Source organism: Negativicutes bacterium, assembly GCA_021372785.1.
Classification (GTDB): domain Bacteria; phylum Bacillota; class JAAYKD01; order JAAYKD01; family JAAYKD01; genus JAJFTT01.
The window spans coordinates 1-9231 of sequence record JAJFTT010000021.1; the positions used below are offsets into that span (position 1 = coordinate 1).

General features: G+C 46.5%; 7 protein-coding genes. 5 read left to right on the forward strand and 2 right to left on the reverse strand.

The features are described 5' to 3' along the window. The coding region (locus LLG09_02680) for a hypothetical protein (GenBank protein MCE5196020.1) at positions 1-473 on the reverse strand (473 nt) is incomplete at its 3' end. A gap of 29 nt (positions 474-502) precedes the next feature. After that, positions 503-1357: a hypothetical protein gene (locus LLG09_02685; protein MCE5196021.1), complete on the reverse strand. Its 855-nt coding sequence runs from the start codon at positions 1355-1357 to the stop codon at positions 503-505. Between the two features lie 1463 nt (positions 1358-2820). Here LLG09_02685 and LLG09_02690 point away from each other — a divergent pair. The 5 genes from LLG09_02690 to LLG09_02710 all read left to right on the forward strand — a co-directional run. Then, positions 2821-4095: an HD domain-containing protein gene (locus LLG09_02690; GenBank protein ID MCE5196022.1), complete on the forward strand. Its 1275-nt coding sequence runs from the start codon at positions 2821-2823 to the stop codon at positions 4093-4095. 194 nt (positions 4096-4289) lie between these two features. Beyond that, a complete protein-coding gene (locus LLG09_02695; GenBank protein ID MCE5196023.1) occupies positions 4290-6437 on the forward strand; it encodes a PASTA domain-containing protein in 2148 nt (715 codons plus the stop codon). Positions 6438-6978: 541 nt separating this feature from the next. Further along, entirely contained in the window at positions 6979-8097 is a 1119-nt protein-coding gene (gene gcvT / locus LLG09_02700; GenBank protein ID MCE5196024.1) for a glycine cleavage system aminomethyltransferase GcvT, read from the forward strand. A 48-nt stretch (positions 8098-8145) separates the two neighbouring features. Next, positions 8146-8532: a glycine cleavage system protein GcvH gene (gene gcvH, locus LLG09_02705; GenBank protein MCE5196025.1), complete on the forward strand. Its 387-nt coding sequence runs from the start codon at positions 8146-8148 to the stop codon at positions 8530-8532. Positions 8533-8535: 3 nt separating this feature from the next. Next, positions 8536-9231, forward strand: a 696-nt coding sequence (locus LLG09_02710; GenBank protein ID MCE5196026.1) for an aminotransferase class V-fold PLP-dependent enzyme, incomplete at its 3' end; no start/stop codon positions are given.

The window sequence follows — 9231 nt, forward strand, 5'->3', positions numbered from 1 at the left end:
ATTGCAGAACCAATGGAGGTGCCGCCCAACATGACAAAACAGGCAGATAACAGAAGCGCTGTCGCTTCCAGGCTGCGGGCGCGGAAGGCACGGTAGGCTGCTGAGCCAATATAGAAGCACAATAAAGAGAAAACGGTGGCACCGCCCGACACGGCAGTATTCTGATAAAACCAGTTATAGGTGGCGCTGTTATGGCCGCCCGGTAAAGTAACGCCCAAAATCATCAACAAGGCAAAACCAATAATCAGAATCAGACTGTTAACCCAACCGTCCCGTCTGCGGGCAACTCTGTGCCCATGCACACGCATCAAGGATATGCCGCCCAAAGCCACGGCCGTTGCGACGGACAACGTCTGGCTGCGCACCAAATATTTCTGAACTAAGTCATTGAAGGCCGGGGAAATAAAGATATCTTTTAGTATAACGATGATACCGGTCACCAGTGTGATTACCATCGGCAATGTTCTACGCATAGTTTACACCTCCTGTTGTTAGTTTCTCTTTAATACAGTCTCAATAAATCGATGATCACATTCGTTTTCACGCCTGTGAAGGAACCGATCGTTGCCGCGATAATGCCAAGAACGATGACGATCAAGGTAAATTGTTTTCCCCAGTCCTGGACGACGATGGTTGCCAAGCGGACTCTGTCCTGACCTAAGTAAGCACCGGCAACGTAAATTTCTTCGCCAATCAGGCAATAGTCGCAGGCTACGACGAAGAACGGCGTCTGGCTGGTAGAACTGGTAGCCGCAACCTGAATCGCGCCTGCCTGGTTGCCGGCTTCGGCGAATATCAAAGATTCAGCATAGAACGAACCGATCAGGACCAGAGCCGCAACGCCTTCACGGTTCATGATACCGACTACGCCGGCGGCATAACCGAATTGGTCATTGGTCAGGAAACGAACATCGTCTTCACGATACGCATCCGGTTTGCCTACTTCAAAATATGCGGCGCGAACAATCGATTCGGTGATCGGCTGGACTGGCGGTGTGCGGTTGCAGACGATCATACGGGCATCGTATTTCGCGATCAATTTAGCGACATGGCCCAATACGTTGAAAGAAGCTAAGGTATCGGCAGAGGTTAAGTCGCCGATACCGGGGCTATACAGAACGGGACGCCCCATTTCCGTCGCACGGCCAACTACTTCGTCAACGGCATCCAAACCGGCAATCCGGCGAACCTTCGGAATCGTGCCTCCGGTGCGTGCTTTGCTTACCATGACCAGCAGTGCCGAAACATAAACGATTAAGAAAACTGTGGATGTCAAACCGAGATTTCCATTGCTGTACAGCCATTTGGAAAAGAACGGCTTGATTGAATTTGCAATATTTTGCATAAACGGTGTCATAAGTTTGCACCTCCTGTATGTTTCAAATGATATGTTTTGAATCTGTTTGTTGTGTCTTTCCCGTACCATGAATAAAATAGAATGAACGAAGATTCCACTGCTGGTAAAAACACTTCCATTTCGTTATTTTGCCGCATACCCCCTTTTTTTCCGCATCGCAATTTGTCTGATTTTACAATGCTATGCTACTTTTTGAGACTATTAGAGCAAACGGGAAAAAAACTTATAACAAAACTAGCTTCATTTTATACAAGTGTCCGATTTTTGTCAAGCAGAAAAACTAACTAAATTCTCGTTTTCCTATATAATATTTTTGTAGAGCTGCCAATTTCAGTGCTTTGTTTTACCATATATTCTGGCTTATTAGCATAATATTTATAGTAATATTCATGTATTTAGAAATAATTTTCTTGTATTAAGCGAATCTCATTCATATTTTAAAGTAAAATTAATATTTATATTTTGAAATGGACATATTAAATTATATTTATTTTTGAATACTATCATCATAAGGCATATTATATCACAAATAAGTCATATAATTTCATTTATTACAAACTGCAGCTGCTATAGAAGTGATAATTGATTGTTACAGTTTAAAAAAATACCGTAAATTTAATATATTACTAAAATTAAATTGTTTTTCAATTATCTGCCATTACTTTTTTTTAAGATGATTTTACCCGCTTTCCCAATTGCTCTATTTTGTTTTTCTCCGGACTGATCTGACCAAAAATTACTGAACAGATACCAAGACCGGCAACCTACCGTAAACAAACCGCGTAAACTTCGCTGCTGCGCTATTTTCAGTACTGAACAGGTTACAGATCAGAGCCGTTTCAAAGATTCCGGCGGCGTATTTCAAGCGTTCTTTTACGGCTGTTCTATGATGAAAACCTATTTGTCCGAATACAGAAAAATCCGCAGATGCAGCAATTGACTGCCTCTGCGGATCAAATCAAACCGTTAATTTTTCAAAACTGACAAATCAGACGGCAGCTCAAGATAATATTCTGCAGAATCACCGTCATCGGCAGCGATCATCGGAATCCCCACTCTGCCTGTCCCGCGAATTTCTTCATACAGCTTTAGTGTATCCCTCAGCTTTAAAAACTCCTTCAGCGGTTTCATGCCGGAAGTGATATCAACATATTCGAATTCAAGCGCATTCTGGGAAAGAACCTCTTTCACCGTGGAACAGCCGGGTCAGAAACTGCTGCCGTAGACTTTGATTTTTTTCATAAACAATCCTCCTTCGCCTTCCTGATACGATCAATAATGAATAATGAGTACTGATTTCCTGATTAGTTTCGTTATTCTCATGCCTGTTTCCTTCCTCGCGGGCAAGCATCCGCAGTCATTCAGCAAAAAATTTACACTGCAAAATCAGACGGTGTCTGATCTGAAGAACTTGCTTTCCGGCAGTAAAAAGATTATGATATCAGAAAAGGAGTGATAGATGCATGCTAACAAAAAACTTCGCTTTAAAACTGTTCAACGGCTTTTCCATCCAACGCTGGAATGATATGGCCCGCTCCGCAGAACTAACGGAAATGGATAACAGCAGTTTAAAAATGATGACAGCCTATCTGATCGGTCACGTTGAAATCGAAGCACAAAAGCAAAATGGTGTCACTTTACAGGTGGATTGGCAGGAGATCATTTATGCCAGTTTTTTTGATCTTTTGAGGAAAATTGCCCTTTCTGATATTAAATCCAGCGTTCATCACCGTATTCGCAATCAATATCCCGAGGAGTTCCGTAAACTGAATTATTGGGTTCTTGATCAATACAAAGCGGATTTAGGTGATCTTGACCAGGAATTGCTGCAGCGATTTGCGGCGTACCTCACGGATGAACATCCCTTAAAGCCAATGGAGAGCAGCATTCTCAGTGCCGCCCATGATTATGCGACCTATCGTGAATTTGAACTGATCAAATTAGTCAATGTATCTTCACCGCAGCTTTACTCAATCGAACAGCAATTGAATGCAGAAATGCAGAGCCATTTACAACTGAAGGGAATGCAAATGCTGGTGACACACCAGAAATTATATGAATTGCTCCTGAGATTGGAACAGCTTCGCTTTCAGGTGCGCTGGAGTCATACGGAACGCATTCCGCGCACTACCGTTTTAGGTCATTCTATGCTGGTAGCCTGCTTTGCCATGCTGCTGACACGTCAGTTGCCCGACTTCCCAAAAATTCAACAGCCGGGCAGGATGATTTACAGCAATTTCTTTGCCGGTCTTTTCCATGATCTGCCGGAAAGTGTGATTCGCGATATCGTTTCTCCGGTCAAACGTGCCACCGCCAATTTACCGGAAATTGTGAAAGAAATTGAAGACAGTATTGTTCGGGAAGAGCTTTATCCTTTGATGGGCGATTACCGATTCAAAGATGAATTGATTGCTTATACCAGCCAGGAATTTCAGGATCGTCTGATTTTCGGCGCTGCTCCCGATACACAGCCGGTTTTACTGACAGCAGATCAATTTGAAAAACTGCTTTTACAACCGCCGGTGCCCGGATTGCCTGTCATGGGTTCCCTGATCGGTTTATGCGATGAATATGCCGCTTATCTGGAAGCCTATCAATCGATCGATCACGGGATCAGTTCGAACTATCTGCGGCAAGCAGCCACCCATATTCGTCAGGATCTGAGCACAGGACCGGAAATCGGCAGGCTGCCAGTCCGGAAATTGTTCGAAGGGTTTAAAGAGTTTGAGCTCGAATAAAAGAGAATCTGCCCGAGAGAAGGGAGCTGAAAAGCACGTCTGCCAAATCAACCGATGCCGGGAAAAAAACCGGATCTCAGCCCCAAAAGATCTTCGCAGGATGGCATCAAAAGCGGAGGCGGAAGGAAACCTGCTCTGAAAAAGCTTCCGGCACCCCACACCGTGTTCTGCAGCAAAACAGAGTCAATCTCAGGATGCGAAAATTTAAAAACAGCCGCGGTAAATGGATCATGTTCTGCTTTGCTATGCTCTTTGCGGCTCTGATCGGCCGTATAGCCTGGATCAATTTTGCACCCACCGCGCACAGCGGCGACGCTTTACGGGAAAAAGCAGCCGAGACCTGGCAGCACACTCAGCCCATCAATCCCGTCCGCGGTGATATTTACGATCGAAACGGTAAAACCCTGGCTCTCAGCGCGCAAGCGGAGACGATCGAAGTCATTCCTGAGCTCATTGCCGCTTTGGAATCTTATGAGACGGACAGCGAAGGAAATTATCTGAAGCCGTTTGAGAGTATAGAAAGTTTGGCTGCGAAATTATCCGCCATTCTGGAAATGGATTGGCAGGACGTTTTTGATTGTCTCACTTCCAGCCAGGCTCAGCTTTATCTCTGCCGCCAAATCCCTCCCGAAAAGGCGGATGCGGTGCGCGCTCTGCGCATGCAGGGGATTACCTTTCTTTATGAACCCAAACGCTATTACCCGCTCGACAATTTCGCTTCTACCTTCATGGGTTTTGTCGGCACAGACAATCATGGCCTTTCCGGTCTGGAATTCTGGTATGACGATGAATTGTACGGTACAGCCGGCAGTGCCGTTATGATTGAAAGCAGCGACGGCAGTGCGATCCCGCTTTACGATAATCAAGTGGTTGCGGCTGTCGATGGCAATGATTTGTTCCTGACGATTGATGAACAGCTGCAAACCATACTGGAACGCGAATTGAGCGCTGCTGTCACAGAAAACAAAGCCGCTTCCGGCGGTGGTATCATAATGGATCCTTATACCGGTGAAATTCTGGCGATGGCGTCCATACCGAATTTCGATTTGAACCATTTTGGCGAGGCTGATCCGAATTTATGGAACAACCCCTTGGTTTCCAACGCCTTTGAACCCGGCTCTACCTTTAAGATCATTACCTGTCTGGCGGCGCTGAGCAATAATGTTGCCAGCGAAACAAGTTATTTCGACGATCCGGGTTATTATGTCGTCTCAGGAGAAAAAATCCAAAACTGGGACATGGGTTCTAATCACGGAACCTTCAGCTTATTGGATGGCATGCGTAATTCAAGCAATGTGATCCTGGGACAGCTCGGTTTGCGGTTAGGCGCCGAGAAACTGATTTCATTTCAAAAATTAATGGGTTTCGGTTCTCTCACAGGAATTGATTTTCCCGGCGAAACTGCCGGGGTATTATTCGACCCCGATTCCATTCGCGATGTGGAATTATTCACGGCGGCATTTGGTCAAGGGCCTTCGGTCACACCGATTCAGCAGTTGAATGCCATCAACGCGATTGTCAACGGCGGCCAGTTGCTGCAGCCTTTTCTGGTGAAAACACAAATGGATGCCGAGGGGAACCGCACCGATACCGCCACGAAAATAATCCGGGAGGTTGCCTCTGCTTCCGTCATGGAACGCATGCGAGATATCTTAGTTTATGTTTTAAATGCTCCCGGTTCGAAAGGTGCTTCCGACAGTTATCTGTTGGCCGGGAAAACCGGAACCGCCAATAAGCTCAACGACGAAACCGGCGGCTATTATGAAGATCAGTACATCGCTTCCACTATTGGCTTTGCTCCGGCGAAGCAAGCCGTTTACTCGATCTATGTTTACCTTGATGATCCCAAAGGTCCTAACGGCTATTATGGCGGTCAGACCGTCGCGCCAATGTTCCGTAAAATTGCCGAAGCAGCGCTGGATTATGCGGGCTATCTGCCGGGAGATGTGACAGAAGCAGAAATCACTACCGCATCGGAAACCACAGTAGCCAATTTGACTGGTAAGACAAAGACAGAACTCGCTGCACTGCTGCTGCACAGTAATGCGGTAATCAGTTACATCGGCAGCGGTGATGTGGTCATTGCGCAGTATCCCGCCGCCGGCGGAACCGTCTCAGCCGGTCAGGCCCTGCATCTCTATATGCTGCCGTCCCTTCCCACTGATCCGGCAAAAACGGTGATTCCAAATTTCAGCGGTCAGAATTTAAGAGAAATCTCTTCGGTCTGCGATCAACTCGGCTTAGTGCTCATCAGCCAAGGCAGCGGTATCTGCCGTGAACAATCGGTCGCAGCCGGCACCACCGTCAGCAAGGGCAGCAGTATTCAGGTCACCTTCTCCTAAAAACGTGGATTGAAACTGCCGCAGCGGTCGCTTCGCTTCCGGCGATTGATACGCTTTTGCTTCACCTTTTTGATTTTGGTATCAAAAAGAGCTTAAGTTACAAATCGCCGAACAGATTAACAGCCTGAATCATAACTGGTAATATATTGAGGGAAATTAAATTTGTAATTTTCAATAAAAAAGATTTACGATCACCACCCTTGACAATGTAAAAACATGCTAGTATACTTATGATAAATTGAATAGAAATCGCAAGAAGAATTCAAGAGAGACTGCTGCATCGCATAGTTACAATGCAGGAATATTCAGCAGAGCCGAAAGGAAATTGCAAATAGCGCTCGGGCAAAAAAATCGAATTCAAACGATACTTCGAAAAGTCATTGGATTGACACCGCCGCAGCAATCTTAACTCCGCATCAACCGCTGGCAAAGGGAAAGGATTGGAGCCGAAGAATCTTTCAGGCAGAATTACGGAGACATGTTATAAGGCATGCCTCCGTTTTTATATAAAAATATAATAATAGGAAGTGGGGGAAAATCAATGGAAAAGAAAACACCTCTGTATGACTGCCATCTGGCAGCCGGCGGTAAACTTGTACCTTTCGCCGGTTATTTGCTGCCGATTCAATATGCAACCGGTATCATTACGGAGCATATGGCTGTCCGCCAACAAGCGGGCTTATTTGATGTTTCCCATATGGGAGAAGTGATCTACAGCGGCAGAGACGCTGAAAAAAATCTGAATCGTCTGCTGACCAATGATATTGCTTTATTGCACTACGGTGAGGTCTGTTACAGCCCGATGTGCAATACGGAAGGCGGCTTCGTGGATGATCTGATTGTTTATAAATTGGGCGATGAGAAATATATGCTGGTCGTCAATGCTTCCAATCGCGAAAAAGATGTTGCCTGGATGCAGGAACATCTGTTTGGCGAGGTTCAGTTCGCGGATATTTCTGACGATACGGCGGAACTAGCGCTGCAGGGTCCTAATTCCACCGCCATCTTAGCCAAGCTGACGGATGCTGCCGCTCTGCCTGTCGATAATTATACCTTCAAAGAAAATATTCAGCTCAATGGCATCTCCTGTCTTGTTTCTGTCACCGGCTACACCGGTGAGATGGGCTATGAAATTTACCTCGACAATGCGCATGCCGCCGAGGTTTGGAATTTACTGCTGACAGCCGGTAAAGAACTGGGCCTGATTCCCTGTGGCTTAGGCAGTCGTGATACGCTGCGTTTGGAAGCAGGCATGCCGCTTTACGGTCATGAAATGAATGACAGGATCACTCCTTTGGAAATCGGCTTAAGCTATTTTGTCCACCTGGAAAAAGAGGGCGGTTTTCTGGGCAAAGAGGCAATGATCGCCAAAAAACCCTACACAAACAAGCGTGTTGGTCTTAAGGTAATCGGCCGCGGCATCGTACGCGAACAGGAAAAAATTTTCATCGGTGAACAGGAGATTGGCATCACGACATCCGGGACTTATTGCCCTTATTTTGGCTGCGGTCTCGCCATGGCCCGGGTCCAAAAAAAATACGGTAAAATCGGCACTCAGGTCGATGTAGAAGTGCGCGGCAAACGAATTGCCGCAGAGATTGTTGCACTGCCGTTCTACAAGCGGGACCGGACCACGGCACCCTCTGTTTCTTCAAAATAAACGCGCAGCTTGCGTTTATCAATAAAATACATTAGGAGGTCAATCAGCATGAACATTCCCCAAAATTTACTCTACAGCAAATCTCACGAGTGGGTCTTACGCTTGGATGAAACCACGGTTCGCATCGGTATTACCGATATGGCGCAGCAATTGCTTGGCGATTTGGTCTACATCAATCTGCCCGAAGTCGGTGATGCGGTCACGAGCGGTGAAACCTTCTCCGATGTGGAAAGCGTAAAAGCGGTTTCCGATATCTTTTCGCCTGTGACCGGTGAAATCTCAGCTGTCAACGAAGAATTGAGGGATCATCCTCAACTCATGAACAGCGCTCCCTATGAAGCTTGGATAATTGAAGTCAAAAACGTGAGTGACCGGGAAGAGTTGTTTGCTGCGGAGCAATATGCTAAAATCTGTGCAGAGGAGGAGGGGCACTAAACTATGTCCTACATTCCTTCCAGCTTAAAAGAGCGCCAGGAAATGCTGCAGACGGTTGGTGTCAAGACAACCGATGACCTGTTTGCGGTGGTTCCCAGTGCTTTGAAAATCAAGCAATTACAGCTTTCCGGTGGGAAAAGCGAATTGGAAGTCAGCCAAATTATGCAAGAGATAGCCGGCAAAAATCGAGTGTTTTCCGCTATTTTCCGCGGCGCCGGCGCTTATCATCATTATATTCCGGCCATTGTTAAAAGCGTTACCGCCAAGGAAAGCTTTCTCACGGCCTATACGCCCTACCAAGCTGAAATCAGTCAGGGTATTTTACAGTCCATTTTTGAATATCAGACGATGATCTGTGAACTGACCGGTATGGATGTATCCAACGCATCCATTTATGACGGTGCTTCGGCGGCTGCCGAAGCCATGACGATGTGCCGCGAACGCAAACGCGACCGAGTGCTGCTTGCCGCAACAGTCATGCCGATGGTTCTGCAAACCATACAAACCTACTGCAACGGTAACGGCATGACGGTAGAATTAATCCCTGCAAAAAACGGTGTTACCGATCCGGCCGCTCTGGAAGCACTGTTGAATGAACAAACCGCCTGTGTTTATCTGCAGCAACCCAATTACTTCGGCTTGCTGGAGCCAGCCGAAGCGATTGCAGCAGCCGCACACCAGATCGGAGCCAAGTTTGTG

Coding starts and splice junctions, on each gene's coding strand:
- LLG09_02685 (MCE5196021.1), bottom strand. CDS start 1,357: ATGACACCGTTTATGCAAAATATTGCAAATTCAATCAAGCCGTTCTTT.
- LLG09_02690 (MCE5196022.1), top strand. CDS start 2,821: ATGCTAACAAAAAACTTCGCTTTAAAACTGTTCAACGGCTTTTCCATC.
- LLG09_02695 (MCE5196023.1), top strand. CDS start 4,290: ATGCGAAAATTTAAAAACAGCCGCGGTAAATGGATCATGTTCTGCTTT.
- gcvT (MCE5196024.1), top strand. CDS start 6,979: ATGGAAAAGAAAACACCTCTGTATGACTGCCATCTGGCAGCCGGCGGT.
- gcvH (MCE5196025.1), top strand. CDS start 8,146: ATGAACATTCCCCAAAATTTACTCTACAGCAAATCTCACGAGTGGGTC.